We start from the raw sequence: 25,759 nt of genomic DNA, 5'->3' as shown, positions 1-25,759 counted from the left end.
AGCTTGTTTAAGCCTTGGCTTTAGCATCTAGGTATAAACTATACCAAGTAAAAAATAGCACGATAGCATTCAACAAATGCCAACCAAAATGCGTACCTAGCGGAAAGTCTTGGCAAATAGCGTTATCAATTGTCCGTAACAAAAGCGAAAGACTGAATACGCCGCTAGCAATGAGTAACGCAAAATCAAATCGACCTTGTCTTAATTTATATAGGCAGCTGAAAACAACTAAGGCGACTATAGTTGGTAAATACATTTCTGAACCATTCATTGCAACGGGTATGGATTTACTCGCAACTACGGCCAAAATGAACAATACAAAGCCAAAAATAATTTGCTTAGTATTAAAGTTTAACGCGTATTTTTGATAACTAAACAAGAAAATAAGCTGGAAGAAATAAATTGGCAGCACATCTGCAAACAAAGCCCAACGGCTCGCAAAAGTATGGAATAAAAAGCTCCCAATACCAATAATTATCATAAAGTAAGCTAACAAATTCAGATGGGTAAGTTTTAACTTGTGACGATTCAATAAAGTCAGTGCGAACAAGCCAGCCAGTATAAAACCTAAATTGGTTAAAGCATTCACCGGCTCTGACCAAAAACTTAAATCCAAACGTTCGCAATAAAAATCCATGCTTTTCCTCAAAATGATAAATTGCTGTAGTGGCTAGCTGAAATTATACTGTTTTCTCAAAACAGATATAAATTAAAACTCAACAAGCTCTATAAATCTAAGTAAATTCTCGTAAACTAGTCCCATTAATAATTTTTATCAAATGGTTAAACTTGTTTGTGTTAAAAAAAACAATTGAAAAAATTAAGCCAAGCTTAAATTTTATCAAACAACTGTTCGCTAAATGCCAAGAAGATGAGTTGACCATTATATCTGGTCATCTGACTTATGTGACTCTACTGAGCTTTATTCCTTTTGTAACGGTTATTTTGGGGATTTTTGGTAGCTTCGATTTCTTTGATTCGGCGCAAAAAACAATGGAAGGATTTCTATTCGATCACTTTGTGCCAAATGCAGGGCAAGAAATCACCCAACACCTCAACCGCTTTATTGATAACGTATCAGAGATGAAAGGCTTAAGTTTAGCTGCCCTACTCTTCGTCGCTATGATGCTACTGAAAAATGTCGATAAAGAACTAAATAAAATTTTCAAAGGCAAAAAACTTAAACCATTCTGGCAAGATTTATTAACCTACTTACTGGTTATTATAGTCGGGCCTTTATTGATAGGTATTAGCTTGGCAGCGACTAGTGCGTTTTTAGCGCTCGAATGGATCAATCAAGCTGCATCTTGGCTACCAACAGAATATTTTACTGTGACCTTGCCTTTGCTATTTTCTTTTTTGTATTTTTTACTCTTATACAGAATCGTACCTACAGCACCACCAAGCAACACAGCCGCCATTTTGGGGGCACTCATGACAAGTATATTTTTCGAACTCATAAAATACTTATTTGGTTGGTACATAAATGCTTTTCCTACCTATCAAGTCATTTATGGTTCACTCGCTGCTATCCCTATTTTCTTTTTATGGGTCTATGTTAGCTGGTTAGTCGTATTATTCGGCGCCGAATTAACTTGTATTATGGACCTATATCAGAAAAAGAATGACATAAATACGTCTATAATCGAACTAGATGATAAAAAAGAGTAGCTCAATATGCTGTATCCAGAGATAAATGAAAACAATAAATTTTGGCTCGACGTCGGCGATAACCACCAAGTATATGTGGAAGAATCAGGCAATCCAGATGGGATTCCAGTTGTCTATTGCCATGGCGGTCCAGGTGGCGCAAGTAACAGCTTAATAAGGCAACTATTTGATCCTGAACTATATAGAATCATTAGTTACGATCAACGAGCTTGTGGACTCTCCAAGCCCTTTTTATCAATAGAAAATAACACCACTGCCGATTTAATTTCAGATCTTGAAAAAATAAGATGCTATTTAAAGATTGAACAATGGGTTGTTGCTGGCGGAAGCTGGGGCACAACCCTAGCTTTACTCTATGCACAAGCTTATCCAGAGCGAGTTTCTGCTTTATTACTAAGAGGCATTTTCTTAGGTCGCAAACAAGATTTAGCTTGGTTATACGAAGCCCAAGGCGCAGCTAAATTATTCCCTGATTACTACCAAGAATTTATAAAGCCTATTTCTTCTGAACATAAAACGGCATCGCAAATCATCAAAGCTTACTTTGAATTGCTCACCAGCGATAACCAAATCCAGCAATTAAATGCAGCTAAGTGCTGGTGTTTATGGGAAAGCCAAATATCACGCTTACACTTTACTCCAAACCTGAAACCAGAAGCGACCGAGGCTCATCACTCATTAGCAATGGCTTTACTTGAAGCGCACTATTTTGCTAACAATTGCTTTATTAGCGAAAATCAAATTTTAGACAACATCAATAAAATACAGCATATACCCGCAACATTAATTCATGGTCGATATGATGCTGTCTGCGATCTCAGCCAAGCTTGGCAGCTTAACCAAGCTTGGGAGAACAGCAAACTGCTAATCGTGCCTAAAGCGGGTCACTCTTTAGGCGAGACAGCTATTGCCCATAGTTTTTGTCAAGCCAGTAGAGCACTCGCAGTATATTTTCAAGAAAAAAACAAACAGGATTAAAGCGTGATCGCATTATTACAAAAAGTAGGCCATGCTAATGTCGTGGTAGAGGGGAAAGAAATAGCATCAATCGGCAAAGGTATTCTAGTCTTTGTTGGAGTCGAAAAAGGCGATGATAAAACCAAAGCCGACAGGCTAGCAAAACGTATCTCTGGCTATCGAATCTTCGAAGATGAAGAAGGTAAAACTAACTTAAGTGTTAAAGATGTAGCCGGGGAGATATTAGTTGTATCACAATTTACGCTAGCTGCAGACACTAAAAAAGGCATGAGACCGAGCTTTTCAAATGCAGCCCTGCCAGAAATCGCAAACGAGCTATATTTACATCTAGCCGCGCAAATTGAAGCCGAAAACATTCCAGTTCAAACGGGTCAATTTCAAGCCGATATGAAAGTTAGCTTAATGAACGACGGACCAATGACAATAAGGTTAGAAGTGTAAGCATAAACGCCAAGCTAGCTATTTGCTAACTCGACTCGGTTACGACCCTTGTGTTTAGCTTGATACAAAGCTAAATCGAGTCGATTAACCCACTCAGCTTCTGTTTCACCATCTATATGAGAACCTACGCCAAAACTCGCAGATAAAAAATCATCCTTTAAAAAAGCAGTTTTGGTTAGCTCAGCTCTAATTTTTTCTGCAAGCTGTCGAGCAGAATCTAAATCACACTCGGGTAGGATAATTAAAAATTCTTCGCCGCCCCAGCGACACAAGGCATCTGAATTTCTAAGTTGAGATTTAACCACATCAGCCACCTGCTTAATCGCTTTATCACCAACCAAGTGCCCGTGTTTATCGTTAATTTTTTTGAAGTAATCTATATCCAATAAGATCGCAGATAAAGCCGTATTTTTACGCTTGGCGAAATTGATGCACTGCTTAAAAAGAATATCTGAGCCGTGTCGGTTATAAGCGCCCGACAATTTGTCTACCGTCGCCATATACTCTAACTTAGTTTGAAATGTGGTGATTAAAAAATAACTTACAACTAAAACAACTAGGGTAATAATTAAACTAACCGCCAAATTAAAAATTAATGAGGTGACTAATGAAGAAGTGAGCTGATTATCTTGCTGTTCTATAACAACGTACCAATCAAATTCAGGAATATATCTCGCATTCACATGTACATGATTGCCATCATCACTATAACTGAATGCAGCTTGCTCTGTAATGGAATCCGAGGAAAGCAGAGCTTGGTATTCTGGAGTTGTAAATAAACGGGTTGAATCTTGGTAAGCTTCGCCTCTCAATGTCACCTTTCCAGCACGATCAATAAAATAAACTTTGCGTTGAAAGCGGTTTTGATAACTTTCAATTAAAGCTTTAACTTTAGTTAATGCTAAACCGACACCGGTTGCACCGATAAAATTCTCATCAAAATCAAATACTTTGTAATTTATAAAAACGACTAATCTGTCTGGCTTTGCAGTGTCATAATCTAAATTAATCTCGTATTCAGATGACATTTGAGCCACTCTGAAATACCAAGCATCTTGTTTATCATCAGGGTTAATGGCTTTTAATCGACCAGAAGAGTGATAATAATTCGCGCTCTCATTAGAGACAAAAAAAGCGGTGACCGTTTGATATTGTTCTTGTATGCCCGCAAGATATCGAGTGATTTTATCTGTTTCCATTTCACCTGATATCACCCACTCACGTAAAAAAGTGTCTTGAGCCATCAAAGAAGAAATAAAGATAGGCTGCATCAAGTCACGTTGAATTTCAGAGTAGATATTGTCACTGGTTAATGGTAATGCGGACTCTGTAATTTGTTTTGCAATGCTATTATGTGCAACAAAATAGCTAGTTAAGCTAGTTGCAGTGAAACCGGCAAAAATCAGTAAGGAAACTAAGGCAACAAATTTATATTTGCTGCCAATTAAGCTGGCAAAGGTCATAATGTAAGCTTAAACCTAACCAAGTTTTTGCGCTAACCAAGTGCCAATTTGTTCAACTTGCTCAGGGCAAATATTGTGCTGCATATTATACTCAAGCCAATCCAGTGAGAAGCCAGCTTGCTTAACGGTTTCAGCAGATAAACGGCCAAGTTCAATTGGTACGATTTCATCATGATTACCATGCATTGCCATAATAGGTGTTGGCTTAGCAGCATCTGATGCTTGCTCTGCAAGTTGATTTGGCATAGCTAAATAAGCAGATAAAGACAATATACCTGCAATTGGCTGAGCTTGACGACAACCTAAATGGTAAGCCATGACACCGCCTTGAGAAAAACCGGCAATCACTAACTTGTCAGGTGTTAAATTATAAGTTGTCAGCTCATTATCAATCAGGGCTTGCAACTCAACTGCAGATTCTATAACACCCGAATCGTCAGCACGATTATCAAAATCGAATGAAACGATATCGTACCAGCCACGCATAGGCACGCCATTATTCACTGTGATAGGTCTAACTGGCGCGTGCGGAAAAACAAATCTAATACCAAGCTCGTCCGGTAAATTAAACTCAGGAACAATAGGCGCAAAACCATGCCCAGAGTCACCTAAACCATGCATCCATACCACTAAAGCTTTAACATCACCTTTCGGATTCACATCAATGTGAGGTATTAACTCAGCCATTTATATCTCCACTATTTACGGAAGTTAATTGTTGCGTTTGCTTGTTTACTTGCCGCTTGATTCATAAAGTGCCAAAACTCGTCGCCGAATCTTTCATCAATCCAAACGCCGTCTTGGTAATTAAAATGATGACCATTAAACTTGGTCGCTACCCACAACTGTAACAAAGGCTCTTGCTTATTAATGATGATTTTGCTGCCATCAGCAAATTCAATATCTAATTTGCCGCCAAAGTTTTCGTAATCAAGGTCAAAATCGTCTTCAATTTTCTCTAAAAATTGTTCAATTTCTAGTAATATATCGTCTACAAGTTGATGATATTGAGTTTCTGTTATTTGGCTCATGTTTTTTTCTTGGTTTTGCAATAGAATAATGCCCAAGATTATACCCATAGTTTTGTGTAAAATGCACCAAACTCTTGAGCATAAACCAACTTCATCATTTAAATCGGTTACCATGTTAAATATGAAACAACCAAAATTAGTGTTAGCCATTATTGCATTAGTCTTGCTAAGCGCCTGCGGACAAAAAGGGCCGCTATTTATTCCAGAAAAAGCAGCAAAGACAGAGCAGAATAGCCAACAACAAAATTCAGAAAGTAAGCAAACAGATAAATAAGCGGAGATAAGCTTGGACTTTTTTAACTATAAAGATCAGCAATTATTTGCTGAAGACGTAAGCGTTGCTGAGATTGCCGCTACTCATAACACACCTTGTTATATATATTCGCGCGCAACCATAGAGCGTCATTGGTTGGCATTTGATAATGCAGCAAAAAGCCACCCGCATTTAGTTTGTTATGCCGTTAAAGCCAACTCTAATTTAGGCGTACTCAATGTAATGGCTAAAATGGGTTCTGGTTTTGATATTGTCTCTGGTGGCGAACTTGCAAGAGTAATCCAAGCTGGCGGCGATCCAAGTAAAGTCGTGTTCTCTGGTGTTGGTAAAACAGAAGCAGAAATTGAGTACGCACTTGAAGCAGGCATTTACTGTTTCAATGTTGAATCAGAAGCCGAATTAGACAGAATCAATAAAGTCGCTAAAGAGCTTGAATTAATTGCACCGATTTCAATTCGTGTTAATCCAGATGTAGATGCCAAAACACATCCATATATTTCAACTGGCTTAAAAGCAAATAAATTCGGTATCGAAAGAGAGCGAGCGGTTGAAGTGTATAAATATGCGGCTTCACTAGATAACTTGAATGTAAAAGGTATCGACTGCCATATAGGTTCTCAGTTAACCGAAATTCAGCCTTTTATTGATGCTTTAGATAAAGTATTAAACTTAATTGACGAAATTTCAGCAGCTGGTATTCAATTATCTCATTTAGACGTAGGTGGCGGCTTAGGTGTCACTTATAGCGATGAAACACCACCACAACCAGACGAATATGTATCTGCTTTGTTAGAACGTGTAGCTGATAGACCTAACTTAAAACTAGTCTTTGAACCAGGCCGAGCAATTATGGCGAATGCGGGTATCTTAGTCACTAAAGTTGAGTTTTTAAAACAAGGCGAAGAAAAGAACTTTGCGATTGTTGATGCGGCAATGAATGATTTGATTCGCCCATCTTTATATAGCGCTTGGCAAAATATTATACCTGTAGATGCAAATCTAGAACGTGAAAGCAAGGTATATGACATTGTTGGACCTATCTGTGAAACGGGCGATTTCTTAGGTAAAGATAGAGATTTAGCAATTGCTGCTGATGATTTATTAGCGATTCGTTCATCTGGCGCTTACGGCTTTACTATGAGCTCAAACTATAACAGCCGAGTAAGAGCGGCAGAGTTAATGGTTGATGGCGACGCAGTTCACCTTGTTAGAGAGCGTGAACAGTTAGAAGATTTATGGAAAGGCGAGAACCTTTTACCATAAGCACCTGACCATAACTCGGTAAACAGGTAGAAAGAATATACTTTCTGCCTGTTTTGTTTTCTATCTAGCAGTTTCGGCAAATAAATACCGACCAAGTAATTCAAAATACTGAGCAAATGCAGTCGCAATATCTAATCTGTGTTGGTTTAAAGGATACAAACCGGCTTTTGCTTCATCGCTTTGCTTTGTGCCTTTAACAAGAAATTCATTACTCACTGAATCTTGAATATAAGCTTCAAAAGCTCTAGCGGCTAACTCTTCAGGTAAAGCGTAATACACCTGCTCAAGTTTTTTATCTATTAAAGCGGCTGTTTTAAAGTACTCACTTGGGAGCTGAGAGTTATCTTTTTGTAAAAAAATGCATTGATAAACTTGGGATAACAATTGATTTAATTCATGCTGCATAGTCTCTTCAGATAACAGCCAAGCATGAGAGGCGAATTTTGATTTAGGCAAGCTCAACATTTTTGAACAAATATAATGGTCGAAGGCGTGAAACCATTCGTGCGCTAACGCACCGCCACCCGCATTTTTAGCCAACGCTAATTCTTTTTTACCAATATGATAATGAGCTTGAGCAAATTTTTGTCCGCCAGTGCCAAAAGCCAGCGACAAACTACCCCTTAATGAAATTGCCTCTTTGGGTATTTGTAAAATCATGGCTAAATCGGACAAGGCATCAAAAATTAAGTTAGCCGCAATTTGTTGCTCTTTTTGTGTTACCCATTTACCAACTTGAATACTTCTAAAACCAAATGCTCGCCTGATATCAACAAAAGAGACATCAGAACTAGATCTATGGTCTAAGCCAGAACGATAATAAGCTCGGTTTAAACGATTTTTTTTAGTCTTGGGGATGCTCAAGCTTTCTCTCAAATAATCTGATGAACTGTTATTATGCACCTAGAGCAACCAGCAAACTAGAGTTAATTTATGCAGCCCATTCTGAGTATTGATAATTTAAAACACAAAAATTTAATCATTAAGCATTGGCAAATTTTCTTAACTGAAAGTTGGGTTGTAGTAGGTAAAAATGGCTCAGGGAAACAATATTTAGATCAGCTACTTACTGATAAACTGGCTAATTATACTGCCGACGAGTTACTCAGACCGAATCAGAAAAAAGTAAGCTTAATTTCTTTTGAGGCGCAGCAAGCCGTTTACGAACATGAGCTAAAAATTGATGAATCCGATATCACCAATGAAGTAGATTACGGCACTAAAGCCAAAGACTTTTTACCCGCAGATAAATTAAATCACCCTTTAATCGCTCAGCTTGGTTTAACTGAAAAATTAGAAACCGGCTACCGCCAATTGAGTACAGGGGAAAGCCGTAAATTACTCATATTAAAAGCTATTTTTTCCGGTATAGATTTACTTATCTGTGACAACCCATTCGACAGTTTAGATACGGAGTCTTGCCAAGCGCTTTCAGAAACGCTAAAGCAAGCCAGTCAGCAAGGCATTTGTGTATTATTACTGTTAAGTAATCGCCAAGACATTCCTCTTTGGTGTCAGCAAGTGGCTTTTATTGAACGGGGAGAATTACTCAATTTAGGCCAGCTCAATTCAAGTAAAACAGGACAAGCATTAGACCAACTCCTCAGTATAGAGACGCTCGATAATAATGACTGGCCAGATCGCCCTTTCCAAATTAGCGACTACCAGCATACTTATTTAGCCCAACTGGAAAATTGCAGCGTCAGTTACAACCAGCGTCAAATTTTTTCTGAGGTTAGCTTAAATATAAAACCCTTAGAGCACACCTTAATTACCGGCAAAAATGGCTCGGGTAAATCAACCCTAATGCACCTAATCACTGGCGATTGCCCACAATGCTTTAGCAATCCAGTCACTGTATTTGGCTATCGCCGAGGTTCGGGCGAAACTATTTGGGATATAAAGAAAAACATAGGTTTGGTCAGTTCAGAATTACACAGAAGCTATAGAGTCAATTGCAATGTACTAACTGTGGTTCTTTCAGGGTTTTATGACTCAATCGGCTTATATAAACAGCCAGACGCCACCCAGTTAAACATAGCCAAACATTGGCTTGATAAAATAGGTATGAGAAAAGCCGCTAACTCACTATTTTCTCAATTAAGTTACGGCGAGCAAAGGTTAGTATTAATTGCCAGAGCCTTAGTCAAAGCCCCTTTGCTGTTAATGCTAGATGAACCAACCCAAGGCCTTGATGAAGTTAACCGACATAAAATACTCAACTTTTTGCAACACATTGAATCTCAGCGACACAGCACAATCGTCCTAGTCAGCCACAGAGAAGATGAACATTTGCCATTATTTAAGCAAAAAATTAAACTTAGCGAATAATACTTAAATTGCTTTAAAGTTGGTTTAACCTCCAACTTTAAAGCAAGTCTAAATTCCCAAAACGCATGCACAATACTAAGTGCATACTGCCTATTTGGCAATTAAACCAATAACTAAAGAGAACTCACATCAGAAGTCGATACATTACAACTAGCAGAGTTCCACGCTTCCCCATACTTAGTCGACGAGCTACCCTTTTGTACACCTTGATACTCTTCACATACAGGTGGCTTACCAGAAGAATAATTTTTAATTCTTAAGTTACGAATAATCGCGATATCACCATAATTACTATTTACACCAGCAATCGAACCTATAGTCGCATTAATGTTTACATCGTTAATGATCACATTTCTTGGGCCGCCATTATTACTACAGTTACCACAAGACCGCCATAACTTTCCATGAGTCCCAGTTGCGGTGAAACCTCCACCAATAATTGTGGTGCTATTTTTAGAGTTATGTTGGAAAATTTTATCTGGTTTTCCGCCATAACCCGAATTTGAGTTATATGCTGAACCACCAACAATTGTCATAGTTCCTCCCTCAGACTTATTTGTCGCGGCGTCTTCACATATATCGTTCCATGTTACATCAGCAATAGTACAGTTACCTGCAGTACAGTGAATGCCATCAGCCCCGCCACTTGAAGAGAGTTTTACATTTTTAACCGTTGAATTATCAAGCGATAACACAGCGCCTTGAGATTCATCATCGCCACTACAACTTAGCCCGATTGTTTTCCCCCCACAATCAACAAAAGTATTGGTTAAAGTTGCGCCCGCATAGCACTCGCTTGCGCTACCAACTCGAATAAAGCTCCATAATTGACCCGCACCGCCCCAGTAAGAATAAAGCCTAGCGTCTGCACCTGGGAACATACTCATTCCCCATACGTCAATTGACTTACCACTAAATTTAGAGGTTATCGCATAATTTCCTGCGCCGTAATAATCTAACCACCAACGCTGATTATCTGCACCTGTATAGTCCCACTGCCTAACTTCGGCACCATCGCCAGTATTCCATTCATAAACATCCAAAGATTTACCACTATGGACCGCTCGGATTGAGTACGACCCATCCCCTAAATCTTGCACATCAAATTGCTGGTTATTATTACCTAAGGTATACCATGTCATCACATTAGCGCCATTAGCGGTATCAAAGTTAGCAACATCTAAAGCATTACCATTTAACTTTGAAACAATAATATATCGCCCACTAGATAAGGCTGCGATACTGCTCGCACTAAACAGAATTAAAATCAAACTGCATAAGAATTTTCTCATTTTTTTACCTTTTTTATCTTGTTAGTTTCCAATTTAAAGCCACAAACCCAACTTAGCCACCGGTGGCACTTTAAATTTAAATCAACCCCATCTGATTTAAATTTAACAACAAGTATCACCCTTAGCCTGCATTAGAATTATAGTTATGTCTGGTTAAAGACCTCACACCAGAAATAATATTATAATATCACGAACAAAAAATAAGCAAATTATGTTTCACTTAAAGAAGCTAGCCAATTAACAGTACCAGTAAAAAATAAGCTGAGCGGGATAAATCCCCTTAAATTTGCGTTGTAAAATAACGTACGCCCAGCTCAAACCAAGATCAGGACCCCTTAATCATCACGAGTCAATACTTCGAGTAATTCAATCTCAAAACTCAGATCTGAATGAGCAGGTATCACGCTGCCCATACTACGTTCGCCATAAGCTAAATGAGAAGGTACAAATAATTTGCGCTTACCGCCAACTTTCATCCCCATAATGCCTTGATCCCAACCTTTAATCACGCGTCCAGTGCCAATCACACATTGAAAAGGTCTGCCTTTATCATAAGATGAATCAAACTGGGTTCCATCGCTCAAAAACCCGCGGTAATTAGTCGTAATTAACGCACCTTTAACCGCTTCTTTTCCTTCACCTACCACTAGGTCCGTTATCTCAAGTTCTGCCATTTATCTCTCCAAACAAATTTATAGCAGCTTCAGCCACTATAATTTCTATCACACTAAAACTAAGCTTTGCACTTACCACTTATGAAAAATACTCAACCAAAATTGATTATCATCTTTGCGTAATTCAGATTTTACCTTAGCGTAGCCAATTTTGGCATTTAATTGGCTCACACCCGTAAATCCCATAGGAATATAAAGTGAGGCATCTACGCCAACAGATTTTATCTTCTCATTATCATCTAGCTGCTGCTGGCGCATAAAGAAATTAAACCCATGATACTTAAGCTTGGCTTGGTGTTTGCTATAGTCATTACCAAACTGAGAATAAAAAGCCAATTCTGGACTAAAAATCTGATTTATATTTTGTTGGCTAGAAACTAAGTTAGACTCAAACCCACCTAAGCTTAAAATATTTCCTGATTGACTGGCTCGATTGACCCGCTTGGTTTCTAGTTCAATGGCGTATTTTTCAAATTGAACACCTAGCCCTAAAGCTAAGTTATTGCCCTGCCAATTTAAACTATCAGTGTTGCCTCGAATAAAATCAGCGGAGCTAGATTGATATAAGTAATAATTAGGCATTAAATAACGCCAAGATTGCTCAAAACCTAGGATCAAATTTTGCTGTTTGTTAACAGCCATTAACTCAGATTGGTAATCAATCCATTGGTATTGAGCATAGGTATCAAACTTCAACCAAGCTTGCTGATAAGGCAAACTCGCTTTAAACATAGCACCCGTTTGTTTAATTTCAGCCGATAAGGATTGCTGCGGCGGTAAATCAAAAGCTTGACTGAGCTGAGCCTGACTAGATTGGCGATCAGGTCGCATTTCATACTGATAAAGCTCAGCCATAAAATCGACAGGTAATGCCGTATAACTCGCTTTGGCATTAACACCAGCCAATACCTCAGCTTGGGTATCTTGACTATAATTTACTTGCCAGCTGAATTTTTGTAGCCAATCCGAACTTCTAAAACCAAGCTCAAGCAATTCAGTTGACGCCGTATTTTGATGTAAGCCGAATACCAAAGTACCAAATTGCTTGCCTCTACCATAAGGTTTTAGTTGCCCTATATCTTGGCTAGTTTTAACTTCGGCTGGTGGTAACATCCACTTGCTGGTTTGATTCAGATACCTTTTTTCAGGTTTACTTACTGTGCCATCTAAATCGTCTTGGGCTAAATAATTCAAAGTTAAGTTATTTGGAGTTAACTCGTCTAGTTTGATCTGATACAGATCCATACCATCCGCATTAGCGGTCAAATAAACTAGCTTGTTTTCGGTTAAAAACTCCGGCCAATAAACACTTTGTTCTCCCGAAGTTAAAGCCGAAAGCGTCTTGGTCGCAAAATCATATTGGTATAAGCGAAAAGCATTATCTTGGCTGGCGACAAAAAGTAAATTCCCGTTGCTTGGGTGCCAAAGCGGGAAAGAAACATACTGGTAATCTTTAGGTAAAGGTAGCCAAAAATCGGTCTTATTCTCTAAATCTCTGACGGCTAATCGCCACTTTTGATTTAGCCCTGTGCGCAAATAAGCTAGTTTTTGCTTATTCGGACTTATTTTAGGGAAATCGTAAATATGCTCTAAACTCGCCTCAGTCAAATTGACAAGTTTATCACTGCTCAGATCCAGCTTTATTAGCTGAGATTGTCCCAACTCACTCTTTTCCGCAATAATAAAGTGACCAGTTTGATTGGAAAACCTAGCCAGATCAAAACGTCGTATATTGATTTCATCAGTCAAGCGGCGTACTTGATTCGTCTTAATATTCCAACTGTGTAAATTACGGAATGATTTGTGCTGCTCGCTATAAGTTAATGCGGTAAATAGAATCGTCTCGTCATCTGACCATACCAGATTATTAATGCCGGGATAGCTCAACAATGAAAGACTCGCTTGATGCTTTCGCTCGAAAACTTTTGGCATCTTATCTAGAATATCGACAGGATCACGCTTTAAAATTTTAGCGTTTTTCTGCTTAAACTTTTCTAATGCTTTAGTATTTTCGGCGGTTGAATGCACATTTAACCGAGTGCTTTTCTGTTTTTTATTTTTTGATAAAAACGCAATTTTTTGACCATTTGGGCTTACTTTAGGAGAAACAACCCAACCTTTAAAATCCATCCAGAGCGTCGCTTTTGAGGATTCAAATTGGCGAAAGTGACGCATCGCTTTTTCTGTATATTCAGCCACAAATGCCTGATATAAACGTTTTGGTGATTGTTGAAAAACCCCGACAAAAGCCTGATTAAAATCACGCTTTTCAACCGCAAACCAACGTGTCCATACTGAATCTAAATCTTCAACTGAGTATTTATCTTCTAACCACTTTAAATATCTGGCACCAACCAGATAAGCCATAGCCCCAGCGGAAAAGCTGCCCTTAGTCCTATTTAACTCTTCATAGCTAGGTAAAGCGCCCTGTTTAGCAATTTGCAGCAAAAAGCTTTCTGCACTTTCATCGTACAAACGACCTCGACCGGTTAATTTAGATTCAAGTAGAGTGGCATAGCCTTCGGCTACCCAGCGCTCTGAATCAAGCTTTAAAGCATCATATAAGTCAAACCATTGCGCTGCTCGGTTGCGCCACTTATGTCTAGGTTTCTGTGCTAAATGCAGCAAATGAACATATTCATGTAAAATTAGCGTTTGCTGCCAGCTAGAAAAATTAGGCAGTATGTTTGACTGCACTGGGGTGGCGAACAATATCATAATTGGTTTATGACTCAGCCCCATAGCCATGCCATTAGGAAGATTGTAAGGATCAACAACAAAAGTATCGACTTTCTCTGTTAACACTCTGTTTTGTTGTTTTTTAAGTACCTCTCTTACAATCTCAGCCTGATGCGCAGCAGAAACGGCCCAAGTTTTTAACTCAGGTGGAAAATGAACATTGAAATGTTCGGTTTCTATCGTCTGCCAATCATCCTCTTGGGCAAATATATTCACACTCGCTAAAGCAGACTGTAGGCTAAAAATATTGAGCAATAAGAAATAAATCGCCCGTCGAAAAATAACGGATGTTTTCATCTAGATAAATCCTTATAAAACTAAATTCATTGTCTGAGCAAAGATATCAAGCCGGCCGATTAAATAATGCCGGCTTATAACGAATGAAGCCGCTAATCGATGCGCCATTTACGCATATAGATAGTTGCGATAGTAAACAACACACTAACAACCAGACCTATCGCAAATAATCCAAAGTCTACTTGGCCAAATTCACCTTTAGCTAAATAGCTAACCGAGTCCATTCCTTTATCTATGTAATCTATGATGCTAGTTGAAAAAGTCTTTGTACTAAAGATAATCCATTCCACCAAAGAGATTAATAACAAAGGTACTATCGCGACTAATGCAAAATTACGATTAGGGTAACTAGCTGCTAATCCGATCCAAGCAAAAATAGGTGACAGCCAAAAAACAATAAAGAACAAATAAAGGCAGCCACTCGCAAAAGCCCAAAATAACGACCATAACAATGGCGTGATAATGAAATCTGTTGCCGGAGAGATATAGCTTTCAAATACAGCAAACATACTCAATATGATCAAAGACGCTAATAAGGTAATCGCAAGATAAATAAAAGTTAGGCCTAAATATGCATTTAAATACTTCACCACAACATTTCGGCTTTCGGGTATAGGTAATGACCGCCAAAATAAAATACTGCTATCTTTTCTATCAGCAGAAAAGCTAGAGACCAGTAGACTAATCAAAAAGACAGAAATAACCAAAGCACTAAAACCTAAACTCCAAGTTTGAAAAGCTGCTAAGTCTTCTGCTTTTAAGTGCTGCATCTCTGGTTTTTTCTGGATTTCCCGCTGAGGAAAATCTTGCTCAACCGCTTGCCAATTTTCTAACGTATCTATCTGAGATGAATCTAATAACACCTCAGAAGAGTGAGTCGAATATCCACTGTTTGAATTGCCAAATGATATATGTAAATCGCCATCAGCCTGCACATATATTGTTTTGCTATCTATACTAGGAAAATAAAGCAGCATGATTAACATAGAGATAATAGCAACAGACGCCGCAATTAAAGGTACCTTAAACATAACCGTTTTATGTTCCCAAAACTCCCGTTTAAACTGAGCTAAATATAGATTAAACATGGTTCACCTCCACTGCTTGTTTTTCTAATAAGGCAACAAAAATATCCGATAAACTTGGGGTTTTATATTCACCAAATTCTGTCAATTGCTCAGGATTAAAACCATCGAAAAAGTAAACTAAACCATCAATAGCTTTAGTTTGATAAATCGGCTTAAGCGCTTCTAGTTGCGGCTGACAGGCTGGTTGAACTTTAATCTGCGCAAAACGCTGAGGTATGTCTTCTATATTCATATCTAATACGATTTTGCCGTCATCAATAAATACCGCTCGGGTCAGTATATTTTCGACTTCTTCAATTTGATGCGTGGTAATAATAATTGTGTTGTTATCATCAAAATAATCTTCTAACAGGCTATTATAAAAAGACTTTCTGCGAATCACATCCAAACCAATTGTTGGCTCATCTAACACTAACAGCTCTGAATCAATCGCTATCACTAAAGCTAAATGTAACTGGGTAACCATGCCTTTAGACATAGTTTTAACTTTTTGATTGGCTTTAATTTTGGTTTTAGCTAAAAAAGCTTCCGCTAATTCTAAATTAAAATTAGGATGAGTTGCTGCTGTATATTCGAACAACTGAGCCGCAGTAATCCACTTAGGTAAAGTCGCGGTGTCGGCAATAAAGCTGACTTTTTCCATCAATTTATCATGAGCTTCTCGTGGGTTTAAACCGCAAACTTCAATGTCGCCTTCAACTCGAGTTAAACCAAGCAAACTCTTAAGCAAAGTACTTTTTCCTGCGCCATTGGTACCCACAACACCAATAATTTCACCTGATTGGGCTGTAAAGTTAACCCCAGATAATACTTGCTGCTTGGCATAAAATTTATTTAAATTTGTTGCCTGAATCACGGGTTTCATTGTTCAGACTCCTTAGCTAATTGCTTTATTTGCTTAATTACGAGTTCACTGTCTATGTTGAGCTGGTGCATTTTCTGAATCAATTTTGGTAAATCTTCTGTCAAAAATTTTGTTTTTTCTGAATGACTTAACACTTCTATTGCACCTAATTTAACAAACATACCTAACCCTCTTCTCTTTTCGATGAGTCCATCATCTAATAATTCATGGTAAGCTTTTGAAACCGTAATATGATTGATATTTAACTCTGCAGAAATCGCTCTAACCGAGGGCAAAGCTGTCTCTTCAGGATACATATTATTCAAAATGGCTTTCTTTAGTTTTTCTACAAGTTGCTTGTATATGGGGATGTCATCGCTCCATTGGTTATTCATTGGCGATCTCCACTTTTTCTACTTTACCGGCGTTAGCCAACTTAACTTTTAGCGGTGTGCGATCAACTTCAACGTAAGTAATTAAAGATGAATTATGCGCTTTGGCATTTAACTTAGCCTGCCCGCCTAAACTAAGTAGGGCATGATTACGCGTGGTCGCATTTACTTGCTCTAAGCCGAACACATCGAACTTTACATTGGCTTGGTTCTTTACCTTTATGTCAGCTAGGCTGTGCTTGTTACTTTTATCTATTACAGTTTTAGCTTGATTTCTCACATCGATATTAATCTGGTTGGACTGCGTATTCTGCATTGTAAAATTAGCCTGATGGGCGATTTTTATGTATTGCTGTTGAAAACGGCCGTTACCTAATACAGCGCTGGATTGATTGCGTAGAGACAAATCAAATCGATTCGCATTGAGGGCAGTAATATTTGCACTTGAGCTATTACTCAAATTTAGTTGAAATGCTTCAGCGGTTAAATCAATTTCAGCCTTGCTATCGCCAACTAAGCGAACAGCCAAAGCGTCTTTTAAATCAAACTGACCTGAGATAGTGAGTTTATGTAGCTCATCAGCAATAATTAAATCAACTTGTTTTAAATAAAGCTTAACAACAGCCAAAGCCGCTGCTTCATTCTGATTGCCTGCTTCATTTGGTTGCTCCCTAACCCTTAAACGAAATTGTTCTTGATTGTCATTATTGCTCATCACCTCTTGGGTTATCACAACTGAGTTTTTGCCATTCTTTCGCAAATATATTTCAGCTTTCTCATCATTTGCTTGTTTTACTTCAACGACAATATTCCCTTCGGCAACCAATGACGAAATATCTTTTAACGGCATTACTTGATAAATGGCTTCCGTTGCTTGCAAGTTAAAAGCGGCAAGCAAGGCAACTGAACAAACGGCCTTAATTAGACGATTCATGTAAATACATCCTATATTGATATGGTGTTATACAACAATATAACACCATATCAATTACGGCAAGTATTTTTTGCACACTTTTTATTCAAAATGAACTAATGAAACTAACAATCATATTAAAAACAATTAGTTATTTATGTTTTTAAATTAGTCAAAATTGCACCTGATAAATTTAGAGGTGTTATATTCAATGATCACACTGGCTAATAGCTGGCTAATGGCTAGCTATTACTAGAGTCTAGTATCAGCAAAAAGACTCTCAACAAAGCAAGTTGTTATCCAGAGTTAAGGTTAGCTATAATAGCCCCACAAATTTTATGCCTTCATCAACAATAAGAGAAAGTTATGAGCGATCAACTTCCAGCTTGTCCAAAATGCGCTTCAGAATATGTTTACCAAGATCAAAATTTATTAATTTGTCCAGAATGTGCACACGAGTGGGATCCAAACCAAGCCGATATCGATGAAGATGCAATTGTGTTAAAAGATGCGGTAGGTAACTTACTCGCGGAAGGCGACAAAGTAACGGTTGTAAAAGACTTAAAAGTAAAAGGTACATCAACTGTGATTAAGGTAGGTACAAAAGCCACTATTAAACGCTTTTTACCAGGCGATCATGACATTGACTGTAAAGTAGATGGTTCAGGAGATATGCTGTTAAAATCTAGCGTGGTCAAAAAAGCTTAATTTCCGATTAATAGCAGCTAGAGCTAACTGCTATTACAACTAAGTTTTAGCATTAATTCATAGAATGAAGACCAATGCGATTACCTTCAATATCAATAAAATGGGCGATGTAACCAATTTCGTCGCCTAAGTGAGTTTTAGCTGTGATAACTTCACCTCCAGCTCCCTCTACTTTTGATAAAACTTGCTCAAGATCATCGCCACCATTTAAGTAAATCACGCTGCCGTTACGAGAAGGTTGAGCTCCCATACCACAAACAATAGCGCCTGATACTAAAGATGTATCATCATGAGGAAACAAGCCTTGCTTGAACCCTGCAAGCTCAATTGACACTATCTCGACATCAAGAATGTCTTGATAAAAACAAACCGCACGCTCAAAGTTAATTGCCGGAATTTCAAACCAAACCGCAATATTTACACTGTTATTATTCATTTATCTATACTCTCTTTTGTCTCTTTATAAATTGATATTAAAGAGTTTAAATCAAGCCTACTGACAGCCTTGTGTCAGTAGAAGGAGACAAACAAAGAAAATTGATTCATCCAGCTAGAGAAAATAGTTTCACCAAAAAAGATAATATGTTTAGATTTATATTATGTTAATTGGATTTTATAATGTTGATCCGATAAAATTGACAAGTTCACATATCTCTCCCAAAAAGCATTTGGTGACATATGAAAATTTTTACCGACTAGACTTACTGAACGCATGCTTTGTTAGCTAAGTCATTTCATCATTAAGGTGTGTATCCATGAAACTAGCTAGATATTGTAATTTACTGATGCTTTTAACCTGTTTTTCAGGTTCATTATACGCAGCGCCTGTACCGCTATCGGATCCTGAAAATAAAGCTGGTTGGAAACTGAATAAAGAAATCAGTGACGAGTTTAATGGCGACAGTCTCGATTTAGACAAATGGTTAAACCTAGGCCAAGATAGTAACTATTACGGCCAATGGAAAGGGAGAGCACCATCGCAATTCAACCCTGACAATGTAACTATCGCCAACGGTTTTTTAACCATTACAAATAGATGGGATCCAGACTTTAAATTCGCCGATGAGAAATTTAATAATGGTTATTACTATGGCAAACCAGCACCAATAACCACAGCTGCCATTATTACCAAGAAAAAATTCAAATATGGTTATATGGAAACAAGAGCCAAAGCGGCTGACGGCCCAGTTTCTAGTGCATACTGGACTACAGGTAAAGGTGGCGAAATCGACGTTTTTGAACATTATGGAGAAAATAAGAAAAAGTCGCATTCTGCTAAAAAATACCACACTTCGTTTCACGATTGGCGCAAAGGCTCTAAAACCTTCGGTAAGCGTATTTGGACCAATGATCATATTTTAGATTTTAGAGTCGCGGATGATTTTCATGTTTATGGGCTTGAATGGGATGAAAATTACATAGCTATCTACGTTGATGGCCGTTTAATTAGCTGCCAAACACGTGAAGAAATTGGCGATAATTGGGTGGCGGTTAACGAGCAAAAAGTATGGATAGATTCAGAAACCTTTGATTGGGAACTGAAACCAGATCAAATGACAAAAGAAGACTTTGGTGATGGCCAAAAATTTGTGGTTGATTACAGCAGAATTTGGCAAAGAGAAGGCAATGGACCAGGTTGTATCGACAGAGAAAATTTAATTAACAACCCAAGTTTTGAAGCAAATTTAGAGCATTGGCAAGGAACTGCCAGCACAATAAGTGAAGATGCTAAAGCAGGAAAACTGGCCGCTCAGTTAACTTCGGCAGGCCGCATAGAGCAAGAAGTTAAAGTAAAACCCAACACCACTTATATGTTATCCGCTTGGACAAAATCAACCGAAACCAATATGAAAAATAAATGGTTCACTGGCTACATGGGCGTGGTAATGGATGGCAAAAAATATACAGATAATAGATATTTCTTTCCTTACTACCATTTAAAAAGCGTTCAATTTACAACGACAGCAGAAACAAAATCAGTCACCGTTTATTTTACAAATAAACCACAAGGTAAGCACTTTGTTATTGATGAAGTAAAGCTAGTAGAAGCGCCCAAAGCGCAATAATATAAATGAATAAGAATCTATCAGATTTGATTATTAAGGCTTAATCAAATCTGATAGTCGCATAAGTGCCAGAAGCAGACATTGAGGCTAACTCAAAAATCAAATTATTTCTCGCTTTGTTTTTAACAAAGTATTGGTTTCCTGAAGATAATAGTAATTAACAATATAATTTTATTTGTTTTTTATAATAGTAAGTTTACATAACGACCCTATATTTGACGGTTGGCTTGGTTTCTAGCCTAAAATTGTTGTTGCACTTTAGTTAATTTAAGCTTAAGTTTATGAAATTATTAATTTAAAATTTATTGGAATGGCGTTGTTAGACTCAATATTGAAAAGTTCTATACGCACTTCTAATGATTAAGCTGTTATGCGCTTTGGGAGGGTAGCAAAAATCGTTACTTTTATTATTATCGTAAGCCTACTTGTACTGCTCATCGTAAATAAAGAGCTTAATGATCACATCAAGGCCAATTATCCTGAAGAGTGGGAAAAATCAATTGAGAGTAAAATGGGAGTTAATTCGGCGGCAACTAGTTCTGTATATCTCAATGACTCTATGAAAACAGGTTTTATATCTGAGCAAAATGATAAGACTGTAATTAAGCTAAGGCTTGTTCGTAAATGGCTTATGATTTTCGTCTTCGCTACCGTTGCTATTAAATTTGCTCTTATGTTTACGGGCTTAAGCGCATAACAAGCCAGTTAAAAAGATTCCTTAAGTTTTGCATTTTTAGTTGCAAACGACGCAACAAAATTGCCAAACTAACGTCACTTATTACTGGGGTGTTATGTACCTAAAGAGGTTTCGTGAAATTTAAAGAACTCGGCGTTTCAGATAGTTTCTTATGGTTCTTTATTTGTTCTTTCTTTGTCTTTTGGCTAGGGGATCAATTAATAGGAGCACTTTTACATTTAGAGATTCTGAATATTCGAGTAACCAATATGATTTCTTTTGAAGAAGAACCATTTTGGTTTATATTCGTTAGCAGTTTTAAGTTTGCCTTTTGGTGTTTTAGTATTTTGGTTGTATTTAAATACATCCAATCGAAGCTCCGTAAAAAAGGTACATAACAAGCCATTGCCGCAGGGACTTTTAACCGTTGGCTTCCCTCACTGCGTTCCTTATTTTAGCCAACTTATTAAAAGCCCCTGAATGGGCCGTTAACTACCACAAGGAATTCCTGTGAAAATCAAATATTCTCTATTCATTTTAGTTTTTCTTTTTGTCGGATGTGCCTCAGGACCATCTCCAAAGTATGACGTCAAAAAAGCCGATTCAAATCTTCCAGTTGTCGTCGGAGGCATAAGTGTCTGGTCAAGAGGGGTGGGCTCAGGGACTGGGTTTGATTTAAAAAATGAGGATACAGGCGAATTTATTGGATATACGGGAGCAAAATCATTTTTCCTTCGTTTACCACCAGGTAACTACACCGTTCATTCCATAGGTTCACGACAAGGTGGTACTGGCTCCAAAGACACTTCTTTTGCATTTACTGTAAGCGATGAGCCCTTTCAATATATTGGCACCTTAGTTAAATCTTTTCACATAGGTGCAGGGTTCGATGTGTTGGGAAGAAAGCCAATTTCAAAAAGAACGTATGGCGTATGGGAACCGATTTTTATAGGCGGCTCTGAAACAAGGAAACCCGGAGAAGTGCAAGCTCCTTTTACACAAGTTTTTGTTTTTGATGACTATGATAAGGTGATTAAAGATTTTAAAACTCAATTTCCTGAGTTTTCTACAGCCAAATTCACTAAGAATTTCATCAAATAGTAGTTAAAAACCATCTGGACAGGCACTTTTAGAAAGAAATAAAATCAATAGGTTATGCTTTATCCTGCTTCTATTTTTATCGTGTGGTTAGCCTGTGTGTTACAGTATTTTATTGCCAAGGCGAAAGTTAATAGAGCCAGCATTAACGGGCTGAAACTTTTAAAAAAACTATCTGGACAGGCACTTTTAGAAAGCAATTAAATCAATGGGTTATGCTTTATCCTACTTCTATTTTTATCGTGTGGTTAGCCTGTGTGTTACAGCCCGCGTAGGTTGGGTCGAGCGAAGCGAACCCCAACAAAACCGCCTAACCAGATTAAAATTGATCTGCATCCCCAATCTTCTTTGATCCAGCCTAATTGACAGTGACAAAGTAACAGCCGCCTTTGACAAAATACCTTCGATAATGCACCTCCAAACTCCCTTTTAACTAATCAGCTAAAGTCGTTATAAAATAAATATTGGCTCGTGCAATATTAAGTTCAATTGTTGGGATTCGCTTCGCTCGGCCCAACCTACAGTCATTGAAAATAGAGACGTTTAGACGGCTTAAACTCGTAAGCAGACGCCTAGATGAAACATATTTCAGATCCGTTTTTCGCCCAAAGCTGCCTGTCAGGTGAAGCTTAAACCTTCGGATATAAGCGACTACGCTAAAGCAGTTAACACCAAGCGATTTTGTCGTACTTTAATACTGCGGCTTTAAACGCTTAACCAAACTTTTGCTGCATAAACTCTACAAAACATTTCACTTTTCTAGAGACATGCTTTCTATGCGGGTACATAGCATAAATGCCAAAAGTGAGAGATTTATACTCAGGTAAAACTTGAATCAATTCACCCGAGTTAAGTTCATCTGCGATCGCGTGATGAGTAATAAATGCAATCCCACCACCCGCTTTGGCAATATTTGCAATGGCTTGCGGACTATTACAAGCGAGCTTAGAAACAACTTCAATTGTGACTTGATGACCCTGCTCTGACGTTAGCGGCCAAAACCGTCCAACTCGAAAGTTAGTATCTATAATGCATTGGTGTTGGTGCAAGTCTTCCGGTTTAACTGGTACACCATGTTGCTTTAAATACTTGGGCGAAGCACACATTAGCACAGCAACATCATTTATGTGCCTAGCTATCATGTTAGAGTCTTCTACTGTGCCAATTTTAATTCTGACATCTATGCCTTCTTCCAGCATATCGACAGGCCTATTATTCAACACTAACTCAAGATTTAAATCAGGATACATTTGGCTGAATTCAGGAATATGACTAGCCAGCCAACGTTCACCAAATGTCACTGGCGCACTCACTCTGAGCAAGCCTTTTGGACTAGCTTGTTCGCCGACAACGTCATCAACCATGGCATCATATTTTTCAACTAGCTGTACAGCATGCTGATAATAGTTTGAGCCAGCTTCAGTTAAAGATATCTTCCGTGTTGTACGGTTAAACAATCGAATATCCAGCTTATCTTCTATTTCGCCTATATATTTACTTACTAAGGCTTTAGAGATAGCTAAACGCTCACTCGCAGCAGTAAAAGAACCGGTTTCGACGACTGCGATAACCGTTTTTAATCCATCAATAGTATCCATTCAATTAAACACGTTTTGTTGACAATTATTCAATAATAGCAATGTTTATCAAAAAAATATAAACAAACATAATAGCCTCATCAAACATCAACACTTTAGGTAATCATAATGTCAGCAATCAAACTATATACTTTTCCTCTGTCAGGCCATTCACATAGAGTGGAACTATTTTTATCTCTACTGGGCTTAGAAGCAGAGCTTATTAACTTAGACCTAGCAAACGGAGAGCACAAAACGCCTGAGTTTCTTGCTAAAAACCCAGCGGGACAAATACCCGTTTTAGAAGATGGCGACATCACACTGGCCGACTCAAACGCAATTTTGCTTTATTTAGCCAATAAATATGATGCTAAAAGAAATTGGTATCCTGAAGATCTGCTGCAACAAGTAGAGATACAAAAATACTTCTCTTTAGCTGCTGGTAAATTAACCTTTGGTCCTTGTAATGCAAGACTGATTAATGTTTTTGGCGCTGCTTTAGATAAATCATTTGCGTTAACTATTTCACATTCGTTTTTAACTTTATTTAATCAAGATTTAGCCAATAAAAACTGGCTAGTTGGCGACAAACCTAGCCTAGCGGACATAGCGCATTATACCTATATAGCGCACGCACCTGAGGGTGATGTTTCGCTTGAGCAATATCCTAATGTGACGACTTGGTTAACGAGAATAGAAGCCCTAAAAGGTTTTAAACCTATGCAGAAAACCCAAGTTGATTCATCCAATAAATAGCCTCAAAGATTAGCCAGAATAGCGAGTGTATTACAAATGGCGCTTCTAAAAACCCAGCAAGCAGAGAATCAAAATTCGATGCACTCGACTTTTCATATTGGAGAACAAAAGCTGCAACAGTCTGTTGGCAAACAGTCACAAATGGCAGAAATAGGACAAAAGTATATACGTGACTATATGCCCCAACAGCATAGTGAGTTTTTTAGCAATTTACCTTATCTTTTTGTCGGTTATCTTGATGATAACCAAAACCCTTGGGCGGGTATTATTTATAAAAAACAGCCACTTATTTCAATCATCACAGACAAAAAATTAAGGCTAAATGAGCCAGACTTTAGCTCGATTAATGCCACTCAGCATAAAATTTCGGCCAATGATAAGCTAGGCTTACTCGGCTTAGATTTATCGAATAAGCGCCGTAATAGACTCTCTGTCCAAGTTAACAATACAACGAATACCCAAGTTGAACTTAAAGTATTACAGAGCTTTGGAAATTGCCCCAAATATATAAATACCCGCAAGCTTATTCAGCCTAGTCCATTAGATGCTAAAGCGGAAACGAATCAAAAAAAGCTAACCCGCTTAGATGAAAAAGCAGTTCGCTTGATTCAAAAATCAGATACCTTCTTTGTTGCAAGTTATTATCAACAAAGCGCACAAAACGATTCAAGCTCAAATCAATCACTAACACCTGCATCTCATGGTGCTGATGTTTCGCACAGAGGCGGTAAACCCGGTTTTGTTAAGCTTGATCAAAACAAGGAGTTAATCATACCGGATTACGCAGGTAACAATTTCTTTAATACCCTAGGTAATATAGAAGAAACCGGCAAAGCAGGTTTACTCTTTTTTGACTTTTCAACTGGGGACATTTTAACCATGACAGGTGAAGCACGCATTGATTGGCAAGCTAAAAATTTAGACGAATTTAGTGACGCCCACAGGCTGTGGCGTTTTAAAATGACAAATGCTTATTGGTTAAAACAAGCTTTACCTTTTAGAATGGAAACAACTGGTATTTCAAGTAACAATGAAGATTCAGCATCAAAAGCAGAACTCGCAGTAAACTTAAGCGACAGCTCAAACGTACAAATTAATCCAGCTTCGTTGCATACCAATTTTATTGCAGGATTTAACTATGCTGCAAGTTTAAAGGTGAAAACGACAAAAAAATGAAAGTGACCCAA

At 38.0% G+C, this 25,759-nt stretch carries 26 protein-coding genes; 12 read left to right on the top strand and 14 right to left on the bottom strand.

Annotated elements, in window-relative coordinates:
* Positions 1-7 precede the first annotated feature (7 nt).
* Positions 8-637, bottom strand: a complete 630-nt coding sequence (locus tag XM47_RS10990; protein WP_048692471.1) for a ceramidase domain-containing protein — start codon at positions 635-637, stop codon at positions 8-10.
* 158 nt (positions 638-795) lie between these two features.
* On the opposite strand from XM47_RS10990, the gene XM47_RS10985 reads away from it, so the two are divergent.
* The 3 genes from XM47_RS10985 to dtd are packed head-to-tail and all read left to right on the top strand — an operon-like array spanning position 796 to position 3,090.
* Complete coding sequence (locus XM47_RS10985; protein ID WP_245623456.1) at positions 796-1,671, top strand: YihY family inner membrane protein; 876 nt, start codon at positions 796-798, stop codon at positions 1,669-1,671.
* Positions 1,672-1,677: 6 nt separating this feature from the next.
* A complete protein-coding gene (gene pip, locus XM47_RS10980; protein ID WP_048692469.1) occupies positions 1,678-2,649 on the top strand; it encodes a prolyl aminopeptidase in 972 nt (323 codons plus the stop codon).
* A 3-nt stretch (positions 2,650-2,652) separates the two neighbouring features.
* Positions 2,653-3,090 carry a D-aminoacyl-tRNA deacylase gene (gene dtd, locus XM47_RS10975; RefSeq protein ID WP_048692467.1) on the top strand — a complete coding sequence of 146 codons (438 nt, stop codon included), beginning with the start codon at positions 2,653-2,655 and terminating at the stop codon, positions 3,088-3,090.
* A 14-nt stretch (positions 3,091-3,104) separates the two neighbouring features.
* Here dtd and XM47_RS10970 read toward each other — a convergent pair whose 3' ends face one another.
* The 3 genes from XM47_RS10970 to cyaY are packed head-to-tail and all read right to left on the bottom strand — an operon-like array spanning position 3,105 to position 5,575.
* Entirely contained in the window at positions 3,105-4,553 is a 1,449-nt protein-coding gene (locus tag XM47_RS10970; RefSeq protein ID WP_048692466.1) for a sensor domain-containing diguanylate cyclase, read from the bottom strand.
* A gap of 15 nt (positions 4,554-4,568) precedes the next feature.
* Positions 4,569-5,240 (bottom strand): alpha/beta hydrolase, encoded by a 672-nt coding sequence (locus tag XM47_RS10965; protein ID WP_048692464.1) that lies wholly within the window; start codon positions 5,238-5,240, stop codon positions 4,569-4,571.
* An 11-nt stretch (positions 5,241-5,251) separates the two neighbouring features.
* A complete protein-coding gene (cyaY, locus tag XM47_RS10960) occupies positions 5,252-5,575 on the bottom strand; it encodes an iron donor protein CyaY (protein WP_048692622.1) in 324 nt (107 codons plus the stop codon).
* Positions 5,576-5,705: 130 nt separating this feature from the next.
* On the opposite strand from cyaY, the gene lptM reads away from it, so the two are divergent.
* On the top strand, positions 5,706-5,858 hold the full coding sequence (lptM, locus tag XM47_RS19050) for an LPS translocon maturation chaperone LptM (protein WP_149865499.1): 153 nt from the start codon (positions 5,706-5,708) through the stop codon (positions 5,856-5,858).
* Positions 5,859-5,870: 12 nt separating this feature from the next.
* Entirely contained in the window at positions 5,871-7,121 is a 1,251-nt protein-coding gene (gene lysA, locus XM47_RS10955; RefSeq protein WP_048692462.1) for a diaminopimelate decarboxylase, read from the top strand.
* A gap of 60 nt (positions 7,122-7,181) precedes the next feature.
* Here the strand turns inward: lysA and XM47_RS10950 are convergent, their stop codons facing one another.
* Positions 7,182-7,985, bottom strand: a complete 804-nt coding sequence (locus XM47_RS10950; RefSeq protein ID WP_245623455.1) for a CLCA_X family protein — start codon at positions 7,983-7,985, stop codon at positions 7,182-7,184.
* A 69-nt stretch (positions 7,986-8,054) separates the two neighbouring features.
* Between XM47_RS10950 and XM47_RS10945 the strand changes: the two genes are divergently transcribed.
* Positions 8,055-9,452 (top strand): ATP-binding cassette domain-containing protein, encoded by a 1,398-nt coding sequence (locus XM47_RS10945; RefSeq protein ID WP_245623454.1) that lies wholly within the window; start codon positions 8,055-8,057, stop codon positions 9,450-9,452.
* Between the two features lie 113 nt (positions 9,453-9,565).
* Here XM47_RS10945 and XM47_RS10940 read toward each other — a convergent pair whose 3' ends face one another.
* The 7 genes from XM47_RS10940 to XM47_RS10910 form a co-directional block, all read right to left on the bottom strand.
* Positions 9,566-10,744, bottom strand: a complete 1,179-nt coding sequence (locus XM47_RS10940; protein WP_048692460.1) for a pectate lyase — start codon at positions 10,742-10,744, stop codon at positions 9,566-9,568.
* Positions 10,745-11,079: 335 nt separating this feature from the next.
* Positions 11,080-11,418 (bottom strand): FKBP-type peptidyl-prolyl cis-trans isomerase, encoded by a 339-nt coding sequence (locus XM47_RS10935; RefSeq protein WP_048692458.1) that lies wholly within the window; start codon positions 11,416-11,418, stop codon positions 11,080-11,082.
* A gap of 72 nt (positions 11,419-11,490) precedes the next feature.
* The gene (locus tag XM47_RS10930) at positions 11,491-14,454 is read right to left on the bottom strand and encodes a TolB family protein (protein ID WP_048692456.1); all 2,964 of its coding nucleotides are present in this window, start codon (positions 14,452-14,454) and stop codon (positions 11,491-11,493) included.
* Positions 14,455-14,546: 92 nt separating this feature from the next.
* Positions 14,547-15,542 carry a hypothetical protein gene (locus XM47_RS10925; RefSeq protein ID WP_048692454.1) on the bottom strand — a complete coding sequence of 332 codons (996 nt, stop codon included), beginning with the start codon at positions 15,540-15,542 and terminating at the stop codon, positions 14,547-14,549.
* A complete protein-coding gene (locus XM47_RS10920) occupies positions 15,535-16,407 on the bottom strand; it encodes an ABC transporter ATP-binding protein (protein WP_048692453.1) in 873 nt (290 codons plus the stop codon). Before XM47_RS10920 ends, XM47_RS10925 begins: the two co-directional genes overlap by 8 nt.
* The gene (locus tag XM47_RS10915; RefSeq protein WP_048692451.1) at positions 16,404-16,781 is read right to left on the bottom strand and encodes a GntR family transcriptional regulator; all 378 of its coding nucleotides are present in this window, start codon (positions 16,779-16,781) and stop codon (positions 16,404-16,406) included. Before XM47_RS10915 ends, XM47_RS10920 begins: the two co-directional genes overlap by 4 nt.
* On the bottom strand, positions 16,774-17,712 hold the full coding sequence (locus XM47_RS10910) for a hypothetical protein (protein WP_048692450.1): 939 nt from the start codon (positions 17,710-17,712) through the stop codon (positions 16,774-16,776). Before XM47_RS10910 ends, XM47_RS10915 begins: the two co-directional genes overlap by 8 nt.
* 345 nt (positions 17,713-18,057) lie before the next feature.
* Here XM47_RS10910 and XM47_RS10905 point away from each other — a divergent pair, with 345 nt between their 5' ends.
* On the top strand, positions 18,058-18,399 hold the full coding sequence (locus XM47_RS10905) for a zinc ribbon domain-containing protein YjdM (protein ID WP_048692448.1): 342 nt from the start codon (positions 18,058-18,060) through the stop codon (positions 18,397-18,399).
* A 52-nt stretch (positions 18,400-18,451) separates the two neighbouring features.
* Here the strand turns inward: XM47_RS10905 and XM47_RS10900 are convergent, their stop codons facing one another.
* Positions 18,452-18,835, bottom strand: coding sequence for a VOC family protein (locus XM47_RS10900; protein WP_048692446.1), 384 nt, complete (start codon positions 18,833-18,835; stop codon positions 18,452-18,454).
* Between the two features lie 319 nt (positions 18,836-19,154).
* Here XM47_RS10900 and XM47_RS10895 point away from each other — a divergent pair, with 319 nt between their 5' ends.
* From XM47_RS10895 to XM47_RS10880, 3 genes are all read left to right on the top strand, one after another.
* Complete coding sequence (locus XM47_RS10895; RefSeq protein WP_048692444.1) at positions 19,155-20,465, top strand: family 16 glycosylhydrolase; 1,311 nt, start codon at positions 19,155-19,157, stop codon at positions 20,463-20,465.
* Positions 20,466-20,835: 370 nt separating this feature from the next.
* Entirely contained in the window at positions 20,836-21,162 is a 327-nt protein-coding gene (locus XM47_RS10890; protein WP_048692443.1) for a hypothetical protein, read from the top strand.
* Positions 21,163-21,651: 489 nt separating this feature from the next.
* Positions 21,652-22,242, top strand: coding sequence for a hypothetical protein (locus XM47_RS10880; RefSeq protein ID WP_048692440.1), 591 nt, complete (start codon positions 21,652-21,654; stop codon positions 22,240-22,242).
* 710 nt (positions 22,243-22,952) lie between these two features.
* Here XM47_RS10880 and XM47_RS10875 read toward each other — a convergent pair.
* Positions 22,953-23,837: a LysR family transcriptional regulator gene (locus tag XM47_RS10875; protein WP_048692438.1), complete on the bottom strand. Its 885-nt coding sequence runs from the start codon at positions 23,835-23,837 to the stop codon at positions 22,953-22,955.
* A 108-nt stretch (positions 23,838-23,945) separates the two neighbouring features.
* Between XM47_RS10875 and XM47_RS10870 the strand changes: the two genes are divergently transcribed.
* Positions 23,946-24,572: a glutathione S-transferase family protein gene (locus XM47_RS10870; protein WP_048692437.1), complete on the top strand. Its 627-nt coding sequence runs from the start codon at positions 23,946-23,948 to the stop codon at positions 24,570-24,572.
* 36 nt (positions 24,573-24,608) lie between these two features.
* Positions 24,609-25,748, top strand: coding sequence for a pyridoxamine 5'-phosphate oxidase family protein (locus XM47_RS10865; RefSeq protein ID WP_048692435.1), 1,140 nt, complete (start codon positions 24,609-24,611; stop codon positions 25,746-25,748).
* The last annotated feature ends 11 nt before the right edge of the window (positions 25,749-25,759 follow it).

Source organism: Catenovulum maritimum, from assembly GCF_001050375.1.
Lineage (GTDB): Bacteria > Pseudomonadota > Gammaproteobacteria > Enterobacterales > Alteromonadaceae > Catenovulum > Catenovulum maritimum.
Note: the sequence above shows the minus strand (reverse complement) of the source record. Positions and strands in the feature narration are given on the sequence as shown.